This window comes from Thermogemmatispora sp., from assembly GCF_042408735.1.
Taxonomy (GTDB): Bacteria; Chloroflexota; Ktedonobacteria; order Ktedonobacterales; family Ktedonobacteraceae; genus Thermogemmatispora.
Genome location: NZ_JBHOQV010000094.1, coordinates 130,319 through 144,578, shown reverse-complemented (window position 1 = coordinate 144,578; position 14,260 = coordinate 130,319). Strand labels below are relative to the sequence as shown.

Genomic DNA, 14,260 nt, shown 5'->3' with positions numbered 1-14,260 from the left:
CATAGACGGGCCGGCGAAGACTCGCCAGGCTCGTCTATGGCCTCTTGTCATTGAGAGAGGCCCTGAGGGAGCCTCCATCCTAGTGGCCGCCTCGTCGTTGTCTGCGAGGAGTCGGCAGCCGCTCAGCTTCCGGTCGCGCGAGCAGTGAAGGTGACACTGAGCGTCACCTGATTCTCAGAAATGGCAATGTTGGCGAGATTCGGCGGCTGAATGTCGAAGTCGGTCATATAGATCGTCGTGGTCGCTGTGCCAGTGATGGTATCGCCACTGAGCTTCCCCTGAACATCGAATTCAGCACGGTTGGTCTTGCCATGCATGGTCAAGTTGCCGATCAGCTTGAAATGGACGTTCTGCCCATCGCTGTAGCTGGCAGGCAACCCTTCGGTGAGTACGGAGACAAAGGTCGCGTAGGGATATTGATCGGTCTGGAGAGCATTGCGCTGCACATAGTTGTCGCGTCGCGGCGAATCGGTCTGCAAAGTGCGTAGATCAACGGTGATCTTCATGTTGGCGATCAGAGGCGAGGGATCAGTACGCACTCCAAAGCTGCCCTGAACCGCATGGGTCGTACCAACGACCTTGTTATGCGGCTTATTCTCAATGATAAGGTTTTCGTAGACGCTATAGCTGACTGTGGTCTGGTCTGGCACAATCTGGAAAGTGCGTAATCCCGCAATCGTGGTCGGCGTCCCGGTAACACTGATCGGGCCTGCCGCCTGATGCGGCTGATTGACGCTGCTGGCAAAGTGTTGGGCATAGACCAGGAAGCCGCCGATGAGGGCAGCGACGATGACCACTACAACGACAACCGCAACGATGATGCTCTTCCTTTTCATAGTTCCTCCCTGTAAAAGCACTATGCCGTCACTCCAATTGACCCACTCTTTTATCTTTTACGCTGAGCTGTTGCGCCGTTTACGGGATTGGGAGAGAATCCCCCTGTAGAGAAAAAAACTCCTCCGTAGCAATTGAGGCCCGTCTAGTATACGTTTGCTTGCTGTCCGGGGCCTGCCCCGAGGGGCGCAGGCCGCGGCTGTAGTCTCTCCGAGCGCTGGCTCTGCGCTAAGGGCAGGCTGAGCGTGGCAATGGTGCCTTGACCAGGCACGCTGGTCAGCGTCAATTGGCCACGATGGAGCCTGGCGATACTGCGCGCAATCGAGAGGCCCAGGCCGGTGCCACCGGCCTCACGCGAGCGCGCCTTATCGACGCGATAGAAGCGCTCTCCAAGGTGTGGCAGATGCTCCGGTGGGATGCCAATACCTGTATCGTGAACCTCCAGACAGGCCCGTCCGTCGCGTTCCAGGGTGCGAATAAGGACCTTGCCGCCTTGCCGGTTGTATTTGAGGGCATTATCCAGCAGGACAAGAATGGCCTGTTCGAGTAGCAGGGGATCACCGATCACATAGGGTCTCCTTAGAGGCTCCTCTTGTACTTGAATAGCTTTCTGGGCTGCGAGCGCCCGAATGCGCCGCGCCCCATTATGGGCCAGGGCCGCTAGATCGACAACCTCATGCTCGCGATGCATCTGGCCGCTGTCAAGGCGCGCCAGGGTAAGCAGGTTGTTAGCGATCGCTGCCAGGTGGTTGGTTTCGGTAACGATATCTTCTAAAAGGGCGGCATCCTCCCCCTGCAAGCGCTCACGACTGCGCAGTAAGACCTCAGCATCGGCCCGCAGTAGGGTGAGAGGCGTGCGTAGCTCATGCGAGGCATCGGCGATAAAACGCTGTTGATTGGCCCAGGCCAGACGTGCCGGGGCCAGGGCCCGGTTTGCCAGAAAGAGACCACCGATGCCCGCTCCAAGCAGGCTTAAAGCTCCCAGGCAGAGCAAGAGGATCAGCAGTAACGAGAGGGCATTTTCCTGGGCCTGGATTGATTCGCCCACCATCACGACCCCTCTGGCGCCAAAGCTGTTAGTGCCAGGCACAGCCACAGCATAGCGATAGATAGCTCCGAAGGAGCGCCCTCCGTCAACAATGTCGCTGGCACTGCCTTGTTGAGCAGCCTGTTGTACAAGGTTACCGCTGAGCAGGCCCGGTGGAAGCTGATCAAGGTTGTCAACCAGGAGATGACCCTGCGCATCAAAGCAGAGCACCCATTCCATCGCTGGGCCTTCTTTGCTGGGTGCCGGGAAAGGGTTGCCCGGCAGAGGAGAGGCACAGGCACGGTCAAGATGTCCCGCAAGCCATTGCTCGACGTGCATATGCGCATGTTGCTTAGCCGTGTCCTGCAGTGGCTGCAAGAGAAAGTAGTGGGCGCCAAAGTAGAGCGCTACCCCAAAGAGGATGAGCGCCGCTCCCAGAACACCACAGTACCAGAGTGTCAGGCGCGTGCGCAGACCACGGAAGAGGCTCGCTCCCGCTTCTTGAGTTAGCAGCCGTCGTCTAGGCCAGTGCCATTTGTGGCCTTGGAACATAGTACTATCCCCGGTTTACTTGCCGTTCTCCCGCCCTTCAATTTTATAGCCCACGCCACGTACAGTTTTTATCAATGGATAAGCGAAACCTTGATCGATCTTGTCACGCAAGTAGTGAATGTAGATATCGACGACATTGGAGAGGGCATCGATGTCATAGCGCCAGACAGCATTGATAATCTGCGTGCGGCTGAGGACTTGGCCAGGATGGCGCATGAGATACTCTAGCAGCGCGAACTCTTTCGCTGTCAGTTCAATGACTCGTCCTGCGCGGCGCGCCTCGTGACGCACCAGATCAAGGGTCAGGTCGCCAACAGTCAACTGGAGGTTATCATCAAAGCGGCGGTCGCGTCTCCGTAGCAAGGCATTGATGCGCGCTAGCAGCTCAGCCATAGCAAAGGGCTTGGTTAGATAATCATCCGCCCCCACGTTCAGGCCAGTGACGCGGTCTTCGATAGCACCGCGCGCCGTCAGCATGAGAACGGGTGTGGTAATGTGCTCGGCGCGCATCTGCCGACAAATCTCTAATCCATCGATGCCAGGCAACATCAGATCAAGAATCACAATGTCATAGGTGTCCGAGAGCGCCAGATCAAGGCCGCTCTGGCCATCGTGAGCGAGATCTACAGTGTGCCGCTCCTCTTGCAGCACACGGCGCAAGAGATAGGCTAGACGCTTCTCATCCTCAACGACAAGAATATGCATGCCTTCCTCCCCCGAATGCTCACATTTGCCGGTACGGCAGGCAGCGGTTGACTACCTCGGACGGTTGTGCTTTCTTTCCTTGCTCTCCGCCCTGTCCTCTGAGAGGCCTTCTGCATGCTACTAACTGGGTTCCAACAGCCAGAGAGGAGAAGGCGCTTGACTCCCTGGTCGCTTCTCAGAGTCCGCCCTTTCCAGCATAACAGCTCTTTATGAGAATCCGATTGGAAAATTGTGTGAACTTTGTTAAGCTCAACGGCACCCGGCTTCTTGTTAGTTGCTCGCTGTTTTGCTCCAGGCAGAAACGCCGGACCGGGACAGGCCGTGTTTGTTTGTGGAGTCCTTCTTGTAGGGGAAAGATGGCGCCCGCTGGTCGCCACTAACGAAAAGTGAGGCGTGACTTTTTGAAAGTTCTGCCGTCTCTCTCTTTCGGTGGTGGACATTCGCATCCTCTCTATCATAAAGATGAGAGCAGCCTGATAGGCTCTTTTCGGTAGCCATCTTCCTTTTGTCTAGGGCCTGAGCGGCCCGAAGCATACGACAGAGGCAACGCAAGAAAAGAAGCAATACCGATAGCTACTCTTTGCTACGATCAAAGGAGGTTGTTAAAATGGCAGATCGTCCTGATGAACAGACGACCGCAACAGCTACGGCCACCCAGCATGGCCCGATTCGCGGAGTTGCCCCCGCGACGACGGGGCGTGGGCTGGAGGCAGTGACCCCACAAGGGAAGACCTCGATCGCCGATAATGTCGTGGCCAAGATTGCCGGCATTGCCGCCCGTGAGATTGAAGGGGTACATGATCTGGTTCCTACCGGGGCAGGGGCAGCCATTGCTGGTCTGGCCAGCCGCGTTACTGGTGGAGATACACGCTCGCTTGGCGTCAACGTTGAGGTTGGTCAGCAGGAGGCGGCCATCGATCTGAATATGGTGGTCGACTACGGCGTGAGCATTCCCCAGGTCGCGGCAGCAGTGCGTCAGAATATCATCAATCGCGTCGGGGCTATGACAGGTCTCACGGTCAAAGAGGTCAATATCGCGGTGACTGACCTCTACTTCCCTGAAGAGCAGGCGCGTCAGAATCAGCCACGCGTGCAATAGCAGAGAGGATGGCCAGGGGTATGACTGAGCAGCAAGCGGCCCCGAGGAGCCTTGACGATCTCTCGTTGGCGCGGGCGGTGGCAGAGGCAGTTTGTCAACTTCCAGCGGTGCTGGAGCTAAGCGCGGGTCGCTTCGCCCGTGAAGGTACCTATGGTCCTGGCGAGTTTGTGCGTGGGGTCGTTTTGAAACGCCCCACGCCAGACTCGCTGGAGGTTGATGTCCGGGTGGTGTTGGCCGAGCAGGCTCTACGCAGTTCGCCAGTGCAGCGCGATGGCTATTCCACTCGTAGCGGTGGCTCTGTCGGCACCGGTGGTAGCGTTGGCTCTCGGCCTCAGAGGCGTCCACCTCCGTCTAGCGCTAGCAGTAGCAGCGCGAGCAATGCGCTCTCTCTTCTGGAGTTGAGCGAGCAGATCCGCACTGCGGTCCAGCGTGCGCTTGCACAAGCTGGGCAACAGCCTGCACGCATGATTCATGTCTTCTTCGATGATGTGCGTTAGGGGCTGTCTTTGTAACGTGCGCTCCCACTCCCTCTTGATGTCTCGCAAGCTAGTGAGTGGGAACGCCGTTTCTCTCTGCTTTTCTGAGGAAGTGCTATGAGAAATATATTCAATCGTCTGTTGATCCTGCTCTTAAGCCTGGCGGCCCTGGTCGCGGGAGTTGTGCTCATTCTGTTAGAGGCGGGGCTGGTCACCGCAGCCCAGGTCAGTCCTGGCGGTTTCTTGCAACGGCAGTGGGAGTTTTTGAGCCATCTTAACCAGGCCGATGCTACTACCGCGACTTTTGTGGGGATAGGTCTGGCGCTGGTCGGTCTGATCCTGCTCATCGTGGAGCTGCTGCCGGGCAAGCGTCCACCAGCCCAGTTCGTTATCCAACACGATAGCCGCGGTATGGTCGCTGTAACGCGTAGTAGCGTCAATGAGCTAGTGCGTTATGTTGCTGGGACGGTGCCGGGCATTGTGGAGACACGCGGCGCCGTGCGCCAGGAGCAACAGGGCCTGCGTGTGCGCGTTCAAGCGGCGATTTCTCCAGATGCGGCGGCCCCGGAGGTGGGCAAAACGCTTCAGGAGAAGCTACAGCAGACTCTTCAGCACCATCTTGGCCTGCCAGTGGCGCGGGTAGAGATTGCAACGCAGGTTGCCTCTCCAGGACGCGGTAGGCGAGTCCGCTAGGGAAGGAAGAGCAATGCTCCGCTCGACCAGGTTGGCTGGCTGCGCTGCCGTAGCTGGTCACAGTCGCAGGTGAGCGTGGCATTGCGCAATGCACTGAGATGAAAGGAGGAAGTGAGAAGATGACCGCTCGTACCTTGGGCCTGGTGCTAGGCTTTGCCCTTGGGGTAGTCTGGGTAGCCTTTGGCTTTGGGGCCGCGCTCCTGGTTGCTGTATTGGCCTTTCTCGGTTGGCTGATCGGCGGGATCGCCGAGGGCCGTATTAATGTGGTGACCCTTTGGGAGGATTTGCAGGGACGCCGGCGCGATTTGGTCTGAGGCGAGTGAAGTCGCTCATTCGCTCGCTCTCTCGCCCCGTTCCTGACTCTGCCCTGGCATGACCGCCAGGGACTGTGCTGCCTCTAGTTTCTATGGTCGCTCAGAGCCTTCTCCTGTCTGGTGTAGCTGCCGAGCCTGCCTCAAGAGAGCCAGGCAGGAGAGCAAAGTTGGACAGACCGCCGTAGCCTTGTGATCCAGCCCTGGGAAAGGCCACTGCGGGTTAGCTGATGGGTAGGGCAGACAGTTCCTTCTTGCGTGGGCGGTCATGCCTGCTCTTTCGCAGGTGGAATACGTCCTTGGACGAGAGCATGCTTAGTGATGCTGTTCTGGTGATGCGCTGCCAGCGTGAGCTGCCCGCGGTTACGCGCAGCTTTGAGGAGCTGGTCCGGCGCTATACCCAGCGCATCTATACCTTGGTCTATCGGATCGTCGCCAACCGGGAGGAAGCTGAGGATATCACTCAGGATGTCTTGCTTAAGGCCTACTACTCGCTGCCCCAGCTTAAGCAACCCGCCCAGTTTTCAACCTGGCTGTATCGTATGGCTACCAATGCCGCTCTGGACTCGCTGGAGCGGCGTCGGCGCCATGCGTGGGCTTCCTCTATTGAGCAGGTGCCAGAGCAGTCTCAGCCTTCTTCGACGGCAGCAGTCGCTCTGGCCCACCCAGAGGAACAACTACTGCGTAATGAGCTGAGAGATTGTATTAATACAGTTCTCTGTACTTTAGAGCGAGATCAGGCTCAGATTCTTGTGATGCGAGAGCTGGAAGAGCTGAGCTATGATGATATGGCGCGCGCACTTGACTTGAGCCTGGGAGCCATCAAGATGCGTCTGCATCGGGCTCGGTTGGCTTTCCAGCGTCTCTTTCTCAAGCTCTGTGGCCATTATGCGCGGGTTGTACGCCCCCGCTCTCGGTCAGAGCGTGCAGAGCGCCAGCGTTCACCTCAGCAGGCTCAGCAGGTTCTGCGGCAGCGGAGGACAGCAGAGGAGCAGTCATGAATTGTGACGAACTGCGATCCCTTCTTCCAGAGTTGGTTGACGGCAGTTTATCCCCAGCCCAGCACGCTGAGGCTCGGGCTGCGCTTGCGGCCTGTCCAGACTGCCGCCGTGAATTCGAGATTGCGCGCCAGGTCCATGTTTTTTTTCAGGCCCTGCGGCAGCGCGAAGGCGCGGTCCCTTCGGTGTCAGGCGATCTGGAGCGCCGTATCCTGACCCGTCTTCATCAAGAGCGCTGTAGCCTGGAGTTGCTCGACCTCTCAGCCTTAGCTTTGACAACCTGGCTGAGAGAGTTGCTCCAGATGCTGGGCACTCTTCTGGTTCCGAACTGGGAGACTAACGAGGAGGGCGCCGCTGTGCAGGTTGACGCCAGGCCTTCCTGAGGTGGTTACCCAGCCTTTTTCGGACTGCTTTGCTTCTCAGGCTGCCTTGTCCTCTGTTCGTCCGCCATGTGAGTGCGGTTCCCCCACTCTGTCCTGATCGGGTCAGTTGGTTGCTCTGGCAGCCCGTCCGGCGCTGGGGCGAGGCATGGCGGGCAGAACAGAGCGGGCAAATGCTCGATGGGGAGCCCGACGGGTGGATGGGTGCCAACTCAGCATAAAGTATCACTGTGAGTGAGCACGGTGGTTGCTGCAGTCTGCTAAGGAAGATGAGGAAGGCCATGAGTATCCAACCAGTTATTGATAGCTTGAGCAAGACGCTGCTGGAGATCGCTTCGTTTGTCCCTCGCTTGATCAATAGCTTGTTGCTGCTGGCCATCGGCTATGTGATTAGTCTGCTGGTGCGCTGGGGACTGCGCTTCTTCCTGGATCATTTGGGGGTGCAGCAGCTCGGTGAGCGCCTTGGCTTTGCGGCTTTTTTACGCCGACTAGGTCTTTCTCCTTCGGTGCCACGTTTCCTGGCAAACGCGGTTTTCTTCTTCTTGCTGCTGAGTTTCTTTACATCTGCCGCTCGCTTACTTGAGTTTATAAGCTTAGTTGACTTTTTAGATGCTATTCTGCACTTTTTGCCGCGAGCCATCAGCGCTGCCTTGCTGGTCTTGCTTGGTGGCCTAGGGGCACGCTTTCTGGCTGCGACTGTGGCGGCCCTGGCACGCAGTGTCAATATTGCCTACAGCCGCCTGTTGGCTGCGCTGGTGGAGTACGTTCTGCTGGCCTTTCTGGTGATCATCGCTATTTCACTGCTGGGCATTGATACGACGGTCCTCACGACGAGCTTTACGATCTTGCTGGCGGCTTTGGGGCTGGCCATCGCTTTAAGCTTCGGCTTCGGTTCACAGGAGGCGGCGCGCAACATTATTGCGGGCTATTATATCCGTCGCCATTTCTCGCCCGCCCAGGAGTTGCGCTTTGGCGAGTATGAGGGACGCTTCCAGGCCACGTCGGGCATGTACACGACAGTGGAGATCACCGACGAAAGAGGCCAGACGCGCTTGCTTTCAATCCCTAATACGGTCTTTTTGCGCCAGATTATTATGGGCGGGCCAGCCGGGTCCGCTCCCAGCTCCGCCGAGGTTACAGGCCCTCGTGTGGGCGGGCCTTCTTCGCCCTCAACAGCGGAGACTCCGCCCCCGTCTCCATCTGACGCGGATGAGGCCAGTGAGTGAGCGGTGAGATATTGAGCAGAAGTAAGCCGCAGAAGAGAATCCCCAAAGAGCGAAAATAGTGGCATAATTAAGAGCGTTGTGACTCGGATTTCATTCGATCAGGAAAAGAGGAGTAGCCGCAATGGCAGGAACATTTCCAGAGCAGGGGCCTTCTGCTAGAGGACCTTCTATCGAGCAACTACTGCAGGAAAGCCATACTCGCGAGATCATTGACAATAGTCCCGATTGCATTAAGCTGCTTGATCATGAGGGGCACTTGCTCTGGCTTAATCGCGGCGGTCTGCGGGCTTTGGAGATCGAGGATGTTGCCAGTTGCCTCAATAGCGAGTGGGTGACTTTCTGGTCAGGCGAGGGCCGCCTTCTGGCAGAGCAGGCCCTGGCTGAGGCCCGCTCTGGACGGGTGGGACATTTTGAAGGCTTTTGCCCAACGATGAAAGGGTCTCCTCGTTGGTGGCAGGTGACCATCACTCCTTTCTTCGATCATGAGGGCCGCATTGCTTACTTGCTTGCTATTTCGCGCGATATTACTGAGCGTAAACAGGCCGAGGCGGCGCTAAAGGCCAATGAGGAACGCTTCCGCAGTCTGGCCGAGCATGCCCCTATTATTATTTGGCAGACTGATACGACAGGAGCCGCTGTTTATTTCAATACGACCTGGCAGCGCTTTACCGGGCTTTCACTGGAGAAGTCTCAGGGCTGGCAGTGGACCACCGTGATCCATCCATCTGATCGCCGGCGGGTGCTGGAACACTGGCGTATGGCCTTCACAGAGCAGCAGCCCTTTGAGGCTCACTTTCGCCTGCTGGGCGCCGATGGTGAGTATCACGATATGCTGGTTCGTACTACCCCTTACAGCGATGCGCGCCTTCAGTTCGCTGGCTACATCGGCACTATGCTCGATATTAGCAAGCAAACAGCACTTGAGCGTCAACGCGATGCGTTCATCAGCCTGGCCACCCATGAATTAAAGACGCCGCTGACGGCTCTGCTTGGTAATCTCCAGCTCGCCCGTCGCTTGCTGCGCCGTCTGGCAAGCCCGACGGAGCTGGATGAGGAGACGCGCCAGCAGCTCTTCGAGCAGGCGCAGGGGCTTTTAGAGCGTGGCGAGCAGCATTTGCGTCGTCAGAACCGTTTGATTAACGATCTTTTGGAGATGGCTCGCAATCATGACGAGACTCTAGAGTTACGCCAGGCTCACTGGAATCTGGTGGAGATTGTGCGCGAGACGGTGCAGGATCTGCAACTGGCTTTTCCTCAGCGCACTATCCAGCTCAATCTACCTGAGAAGGAGCCTCTGTTTGTCTATATCGATCGAGATCGCATTGAGCAGGTTGTCCATAATTATCTCACTAATGCACTAAAGTACTCGCCTCCCGAGGAACCGATTGAGGTGGGGGTGGAACGTAACGATCCCGTTGTGCGTTGTTGGGTACGCGACGCCGGCCCAGGACTGCCTGAAGAGGCTCGTGAGCATATCTGGGAGCGCTTCTATCAGGTGCCCGGTATTCGACCCTACCAGAACGCCGGGGCCAGTCTTGGCCTGGGCCTCTATATCAGTCGGCGGCTCATCCAACAGCAGGGTGGTGAGGTGGGTGTCGAGAGCCGAGAAGGGGCAGGCTCGACTTTCTGGTTTGCTCTGCCGCTGGTCGCGCCACCGGAGGGAGTGAGCGAGCATGCAGAGGAAGCAGGTAGAACGGAAGGGGCAGCCTGAGAGCGGCGCTGCGTTCCTGAAAGCCGGAGCTTGGAGGGTTGCTACGTCTCTCTGGAGCACGCTGCACGGCAGGGGCAGGAAGCAGGGCTGGAGGCAATTGCCAGCCCTGTCCGGCGAAAGCGTCAAGGAAAGGAAAAGGAAGAGGAAGACTATGTCTCTCTCGCTTCCAGCGATGCTTGATTTGATCTCTACTGGCTGCAAGAGGTAGAGCGCTGCCTCTCCCTGGCTCAAGAAGGGAGAAAGTTAGTTTAGTACGGGCCATGCATGGCATCTGAGCTTACATGGACTGCAAATTGGAACTCGCACAGGGCAAAGTCATCCGTTATGCATCTCGTGACAAGGTTATCTGCTTCCATATGGGTCGCGCTGCCTCCACTTATAGGATTGTGATCGACAATGCTGCTCGCTGGAAGCTGCTCGCAGACCACGCCGGGTACGCTCTGTCCGTCTTCGTCTCCGGCGACCCGCGTTACGCCCATACGCTTGCCGAAGCCGGTACCTGTGAGATCGGCAGCGATGGCCCCTCCGATCTCTCCTTCGAGGGCTGCTTGGACAAAAAGGTTGGCACAGCGCATCACGTTCAGTCGCAATCCCGCAGCTATCATAGCTCAAGCACTGGCTCACCCCTTGGAGGTGAGGAGATGACCAGCCAGCAGCAAGCTCGGCTGCTTATCGCGACCCGTTGCGGTACAGTATAGACAGGCACTCTCTCACCTCAGCAAACAAAGGAGTCCCGCAAGGATGAGTATCTACGGTCGGTTCGCTTGTATAGATTGCAAAATACATCTCTCTCTCGGTAAAGCTATCTACAGGACTCCAAGGGTCCCAGAGAATCGGATTCTCTATTTCCACCTCGGCGGTCAAAACCAGCCAATCAATACCCAATCCATTGATAACGCCGCTCTCTGGAAGCTGCTCGCCGACCATGCTGGCCACCGCCTCCGCGCTCTCGTTGAGGACAGCACGGACTATGATCTCCTCATCGCCGACCCAGAGACCCGCAGGATCGGAGGCGATTCCAGCCACGATATTCCTTTCGAAGACTACCTGCAAGACTGGCCTGGCCTGCTTCCTCCCTCCTCTGCTCCTCTCCCCTCTTCCTCCCACGAACTCCTTCGCCTCCCCCATCCCTCCTTCCTGGCCTTCGAACGCACCCTGCTGCGTGCCTCCCTCCAGCTCTCCTCCCAGCCCCAGGGCCTCATCACCCTCCTCGTCCCCTGCCCTCTCCCCGCCTCCTCCTGGCTCTCCCGCTTCCTGCAGCGCCGCCGGCCTGCCTCCCTCGACCGCTACCGCCACCTCTCCCTCCGCATCCTCCACGAGGCCCACCTCCCCCTCTACGAGGGACCTCTTGCCTCCCCCTCTCCTTCCTCCTCCTCTCCCGCACCCTGGCTCCCTCCTACGCCCAGCTCCTACGCTCACCTCTTCTGTCACAACTGCCATGTCATGCTCTTCCTCGGCTCCGCCTCCCTCGACGACGCAGGCCGCCCTCTCTTCTTCCTCCGCGGCAACAACCCTCCCCTGCCCAACCACCATCAGCAGCTCCTCAGCCGCGCTCTTTGGAAGCTGCTCGCCGACCACGCCGAGCATGAACTGTCCGTCCTCGTCTCGGACGACCCCCGCTATGCCCATACGCTCGCCGAAGCCGGTACCTGTGAGATCGGCAGCGATGGCCCCTCCGATCTCTCCTTCGAGGACTACTTGCACAACTGGCCAGGCTGAGATCTATATACAGGCGGGCGCCACCCATCTCCGGGCCGCCAGGCCTCTCCTCATCCAGGAGCCGGAGAGGGTAAGCAGCAACCGATTAAAGACCAAGAACTAACCCAGGCGCACCTTGGCCCCTTTCGCCGCTGCCTGGACGAACCTGCGTAGCAAGCAGATCAACACAGCTGCTCGCCCGTGCGCCAGCCAGCGCACTCAGGCGGCAGCCCATGCCAGACTGCTTGCAAGCGAAGCAGCTTTCCTTGACCCATAGCACTCTTCTGAAAGGAGGCTAGACAGGGATGAGTCACAGTGCTGACGCCATCTTCGCCTGCATGGACTGTAAAGTCTACTTCTCTCTAGGTAAAGCTTTCTATCGCAGCATGGGCATCTTTAATCTGGTGGCCTACTTCCACAGTGGCCAAGAGGGTGACCTGCCCCACAGCCAGAGCATCTACAACACCGTCCTTTGGAAGATGCTCGCTGATCATGCGGGCCACTGCTTGAATGTCCTCACGGGCGATGACACAAGCTATAAGAACCTTCTCAACGACCCAGCCAGCCGGAAGATTGGCGGCTCTGGCCCTTGCGCTCTCTCCTTCGAGGCATACCTCCGCGACTGGCCGGGCTTACAACCCCTTGCCTCCTCTACCACTCCCTGGCCGTCCTCCCCCAGCCACGAGATCGTTCGCCTGCCCTATTCTTCCTTCTTCGCCTTCGAACACACTTTGCAGCGCGCCGCCCTCCAGCTCTCCTCTCAACAGCAAGGTCTCATCACCCTTCTTGTGCCCGACCCTATCCCTGTCTCCATCTGGCTCCCCCGCTTCCTGCAGCGCCGCCGGCCTGCCTCCCTCGACCGCTACCATCGTCTCTCCCTCCGTATCCTGCACGAGACCTACGCCCCGCTCTATGAAGGCCCTATCCTCACCCCCCCGGAAACCACTTCCTTTCCTCAAGAGGCCCTCCTCCCAAGCCGCTACGCACATCTCTTCTGCCCCTTGTGCTATAAGATGCTTTTCCTGGGCCAGGTCTTTCCCCCTGAGCAAAAGCAGCTCCTCTTCTTCCTGCACGGGAAAGACCCCTCCCAGCCTAACCACAAACAGCACCAGCTCAGCCGCGCCCTCTGGAAGATGCTTGCTGATCACACCGATCATGACTTATTCGTCGTGCTCGAAGGAAGCTGGCACTATGAACGGCACCTTGCCGATGAGTGGATTTGCGAGATCGGCGGCGATGGCCCACGCGATACCCCCTTCGAAGACTACTTGCAGGACTGGCCAGGCTAATGCTCATAGGTTCACATGCGCGCGCTACCTGTCCCTCGCCAGTAGCTCCAGGGGGACTTAACAGGGAAGGGAAGCCTCATGGCAGCAGCGATCAGCCCATGTTCGCCCTTTCTTTGCCGCCGCCCTGATCTCCCTTGCGGATCAGGCCACCACACTGATCACCTCCAGAGAGGCGACAGCAAAATAGGGGCCGCCCGGTTCCAAGGCACTCATTTTTCCTTCTTTCGTTCATTCACTCTAATCGCTCAGCGGGCTTGAGCAGTGTCCCGACTGATCGAAAGAAAAAAGGAGCGCTGCAATGCTTTCCCAGGCGGCCCCTGCATATACTACAGCTCACAACTTCAACGGATCAGATAAGGCAGACGAATCGCTCCATCCAGGCGGATGACTTCACCGTTGAGCATCGGATTCTCAACAATATGGCGCGCCAATAAAGCATATTCCTCCGGTCTACCCAGCCGTGGCGGGAAGGGCGCCTGTTGCAGCAGAGAGACGCGCGCCGGTTCGGGAAGAGCCGCCATCAGCGGCGTGTCAAAGATGCCAGGAGCAATGGTGACCACTCGAATACCGTTGCGTGCCAGATCGCGGGCCACAGGGAGCGTCATGCCAACAATACCACCTTTAGAGGCCGAATAAGCAGCCTGGCCAATCTGGCCGTCGAAAGCTGCCACCGAGGCCGTATTGATAATGACCCCACGCTCTCCCTCAGCGTTCGGCTCGTTATTACTCATGACCTGCGCCGCCAGACGCAGAGCGTTGAAGGTGCCGATCAGATTGACCTGAATGACACGCGTGAAGGTTTCAAGACTGTGAGGCCCCTGCTTGCCAAGGGTGCGCTCAGCCAGACCAATGCCGGCACAGTTTACAAGGATATGCAGACCGCCAAAGGCTTCTTGGGCCTCCTTGAGTGCCGCCAGAACCGAGGCTTCCTCAACAACATTCGTTGGCACAAAGCGCGCCGCAGGTCCGATCTCCTGGGCCAGCTTTTGACCACCTTCACTGTTGATGTCAGCAATGAGCACACGCGCGCCGCTTTGACTGAAGAGTCGCACACAGGCCGCCCCCAGGCCGGAGGCGCCTCCTGTCACCATGACACTTTTGCCGCTGAGTTCCACGTTGATACTCCCTTGTCTTCGCTTTTGAATTCAGGACGCTGAGCCAGCCGCTTCTCGTTTACCGCACCTTTCTTCTTTCTCGCCCCTGATTCACTCTCTCTGCACTGGCCTCTGGAGCGTCTTTGCTTGCTTTGCTCGTCCAATAG

14 protein-coding genes and 1 pseudogene are annotated in these 14,260 nt (G+C 58.0%); 9 read left to right on the top strand and 6 right to left on the bottom strand.

Features of this window, described 5'->3' with window-relative positions:
* Positions 1 to 203: 203 nt before the first annotated feature.
* From ACFMO7_RS08225 to ACFMO7_RS08215, 3 genes and pseudogenes are all read right to left on the bottom strand, one after another.
* Positions 204 to 836, bottom strand: a pseudogene (locus ACFMO7_RS08225) (YceI family protein); the annotation flags it as partial.
* 143 nt (positions 837 to 979) lie between these two features.
* The gene (locus ACFMO7_RS08220) at positions 980 to 2,413 is read right to left on the bottom strand and encodes a cell wall metabolism sensor histidine kinase WalK (protein ID WP_297165551.1); all 1,434 of its coding nucleotides are present in this window, start codon (positions 2,411 to 2,413) and stop codon (positions 980 to 982) included.
* Between the two features lie 15 nt (positions 2,414 to 2,428).
* Positions 2,429 to 3,118 (bottom strand): response regulator transcription factor, encoded by a 690-nt coding sequence (locus tag ACFMO7_RS08215; protein WP_297165553.1) that lies wholly within the window; start codon positions 3,116 to 3,118, stop codon positions 2,429 to 2,431.
* A gap of 607 nt (positions 3,119 to 3,725) precedes the next feature.
* On the opposite strand from ACFMO7_RS08215, the gene ACFMO7_RS08210 reads away from it, so the two are divergent.
* From ACFMO7_RS08210 to ACFMO7_RS08175, 8 genes are all read left to right on the top strand, one after another.
* Positions 3,726 to 4,217, top strand: coding sequence for an Asp23/Gls24 family envelope stress response protein (locus ACFMO7_RS08210; RefSeq protein WP_297165555.1), 492 nt, complete (start codon positions 3,726 to 3,728; stop codon positions 4,215 to 4,217).
* A 20-nt stretch (positions 4,218 to 4,237) separates the two neighbouring features.
* Positions 4,238 to 4,714 carry a hypothetical protein gene (locus ACFMO7_RS08205; protein WP_376795021.1) on the top strand — a complete coding sequence of 159 codons (477 nt, stop codon included), beginning with the start codon at positions 4,238 to 4,240 and terminating at the stop codon, positions 4,712 to 4,714.
* 96 nt (positions 4,715 to 4,810) lie between these two features.
* Positions 4,811 to 5,386, top strand: coding sequence for an alkaline shock response membrane anchor protein AmaP (gene amaP, locus ACFMO7_RS08200; RefSeq protein WP_376795020.1), 576 nt, complete (start codon positions 4,811 to 4,813; stop codon positions 5,384 to 5,386).
* A gap of 119 nt (positions 5,387 to 5,505) precedes the next feature.
* Positions 5,506 to 5,700 (top strand): DUF2273 domain-containing protein, encoded by a 195-nt coding sequence (locus ACFMO7_RS08195; protein WP_297165561.1) that lies wholly within the window; start codon positions 5,506 to 5,508, stop codon positions 5,698 to 5,700.
* A gap of 308 nt (positions 5,701 to 6,008) precedes the next feature.
* Positions 6,009 to 6,698, top strand: a complete 690-nt coding sequence (locus ACFMO7_RS08190) for a sigma-70 family RNA polymerase sigma factor (protein ID WP_297165563.1) — start codon at positions 6,009 to 6,011, stop codon at positions 6,696 to 6,698.
* A complete protein-coding gene (locus ACFMO7_RS08185) occupies positions 6,695 to 7,078 on the top strand; it encodes an anti-sigma factor (protein WP_297165565.1) in 384 nt (127 codons plus the stop codon). The genes ACFMO7_RS08190 and ACFMO7_RS08185 overlap by 4 nt, the downstream gene beginning before the upstream one ends.
* A gap of 278 nt (positions 7,079 to 7,356) precedes the next feature.
* Entirely contained in the window at positions 7,357 to 8,301 is a 945-nt protein-coding gene (locus ACFMO7_RS08180; protein WP_376795019.1) for a hypothetical protein, read from the top strand.
* A gap of 121 nt (positions 8,302 to 8,422) precedes the next feature.
* Positions 8,423 to 10,012, top strand: a complete 1,590-nt coding sequence (locus ACFMO7_RS08175) for a PAS domain S-box protein (RefSeq protein WP_297167404.1) — start codon at positions 8,423 to 8,425, stop codon at positions 10,010 to 10,012.
* Positions 10,013 to 10,260: 248 nt separating this feature from the next.
* Here ACFMO7_RS08175 and ACFMO7_RS08170 read toward each other — a convergent pair whose 3' ends face one another.
* Together ACFMO7_RS08170 and ACFMO7_RS08165 are read right to left on the bottom strand one after the other, a co-directional pair.
* On the bottom strand, positions 10,261 to 10,617 hold the full coding sequence (locus ACFMO7_RS08170; RefSeq protein WP_376795018.1) for a hypothetical protein: 357 nt from the start codon (positions 10,615 to 10,617) through the stop codon (positions 10,261 to 10,263).
* Positions 10,618 to 10,681: 64 nt separating this feature from the next.
* The gene (locus ACFMO7_RS08165; protein ID WP_376795017.1) at positions 10,682 to 11,716 is read right to left on the bottom strand and encodes a hypothetical protein; all 1,035 of its coding nucleotides are present in this window, start codon (positions 11,714 to 11,716) and stop codon (positions 10,682 to 10,684) included.
* 299 nt (positions 11,717 to 12,015) lie between these two features.
* Between ACFMO7_RS08165 and ACFMO7_RS08160 the strand changes: the two genes are divergently transcribed.
* The gene (locus ACFMO7_RS08160) at positions 12,016 to 12,999 is read left to right on the top strand and encodes a hypothetical protein (protein WP_322481012.1); all 984 of its coding nucleotides are present in this window, start codon (positions 12,016 to 12,018) and stop codon (positions 12,997 to 12,999) included.
* 341 nt (positions 13,000 to 13,340) lie between these two features.
* On the opposite strand, the gene ACFMO7_RS08155 is transcribed toward ACFMO7_RS08160, so the two are convergent.
* Positions 13,341 to 14,114 carry a 3-hydroxyacyl-CoA dehydrogenase gene (locus ACFMO7_RS08155; RefSeq protein ID WP_297167800.1) on the bottom strand — a complete coding sequence of 258 codons (774 nt, stop codon included), beginning with the start codon at positions 14,112 to 14,114 and terminating at the stop codon, positions 13,341 to 13,343.
* Positions 14,115 to 14,260: the final 146 nt, after the last annotated feature.

Coding starts and splice junctions, on each gene's coding strand:
- ACFMO7_RS08220 (WP_297165551.1), bottom strand. CDS start 2,413: ATGTTCCAAGGCCACAAATGGCACTGGCCTAGACGACGGCTGCTAACT.
- ACFMO7_RS08215 (WP_297165553.1), bottom strand. CDS start 3,118: ATGCATATTCTTGTCGTTGAGGATGAGAAGCGTCTAGCCTATCTCTTG.
- ACFMO7_RS08210 (WP_297165555.1), top strand. CDS start 3,726: ATGGCAGATCGTCCTGATGAACAGACGACCGCAACAGCTACGGCCACC.
- ACFMO7_RS08205 (WP_376795021.1), top strand. CDS start 4,238: ATGACTGAGCAGCAAGCGGCCCCGAGGAGCCTTGACGATCTCTCGTTG.
- amaP (WP_376795020.1), top strand. CDS start 4,811: ATGAGAAATATATTCAATCGTCTGTTGATCCTGCTCTTAAGCCTGGCG.
- ACFMO7_RS08195 (WP_297165561.1), top strand. CDS start 5,506: ATGACCGCTCGTACCTTGGGCCTGGTGCTAGGCTTTGCCCTTGGGGTA.
- ACFMO7_RS08190 (WP_297165563.1), top strand. CDS start 6,009: ATGCTTAGTGATGCTGTTCTGGTGATGCGCTGCCAGCGTGAGCTGCCC.
- ACFMO7_RS08185 (WP_297165565.1), top strand. CDS start 6,695: ATGAATTGTGACGAACTGCGATCCCTTCTTCCAGAGTTGGTTGACGGC.
- ACFMO7_RS08180 (WP_376795019.1), top strand. CDS start 7,357: ATGAGTATCCAACCAGTTATTGATAGCTTGAGCAAGACGCTGCTGGAG.
- ACFMO7_RS08175 (WP_297167404.1), top strand. CDS start 8,423: ATGGCAGGAACATTTCCAGAGCAGGGGCCTTCTGCTAGAGGACCTTCT.
- ACFMO7_RS08170 (WP_376795018.1), bottom strand. CDS start 10,617: ATGATAGCTGCGGGATTGCGACTGAACGTGATGCGCTGTGCCAACCTT.
- ACFMO7_RS08160 (WP_322481012.1), top strand. CDS start 12,016: ATGAGTCACAGTGCTGACGCCATCTTCGCCTGCATGGACTGTAAAGTC.